At 62.7% G+C, this 566-nt stretch carries 1 protein-coding gene; it reads left to right on the plus strand.

The window, feature by feature from the left end:
- A partial coding sequence (locus EFD56_RS32520; RefSeq protein ID WP_164736894.1) for a calcium-binding protein occupies nt 1-566 on the plus strand: 566 nt, incomplete at both ends.

A 566-nucleotide genomic window follows, 5' to 3' on the forward strand; every position in this document is an offset into this window, starting at 1 on the left:
GTGCTTTCAAGCTATACGCTCGGCAACAATGTCGAGAACCTGCTCTATACGGGATCCGCCAGCTTCACCGGCACCGGCAATGCGCTCGTCAATACGATCACCGGCGGCGCCGGCAACGACACGCTTGATGGTGGCGCCGGCAACGACACGCTTGACGGCGGCGCCGGCGACGACATCTATGTGGTCGACAGTGCGAGCGATGTGATCAAGGACAGCGCCGGCACCGACGAAGTCCGCACGGCGCTCGCAGCCTACTCGATCGCCGCATTGGTCAATGTCGAGAGCCTGACCTACACGGGATCCGCCAACTTCACCGGCACCGGCAATGCGCTTGCCAACACGATCACCGGCGGCGCCGGCAACGATATGCTGAATGGCGGGGCCGGTGCGGACAGCTTGATCGGTGGTGCGGGCAACGACACCTACATCGTCGACAATGCCGGCGATATCGTCACCGAAGCGGCCGACGCGGGGACCGATACGGTTCGCACGGCACTGGCAATCTATACACTTGGCAGCGATGTCGAGCACCTCACCTATATCGGCACGACCGCCTTTGTCGGAAC

The sequence above is a fragment of the Rhizobium phaseoli genome, assembly GCF_003985125.1.
GTDB classification, from domain to species: Bacteria; Pseudomonadota; Alphaproteobacteria; order Rhizobiales; family Rhizobiaceae; genus Rhizobium; species Rhizobium phaseoli.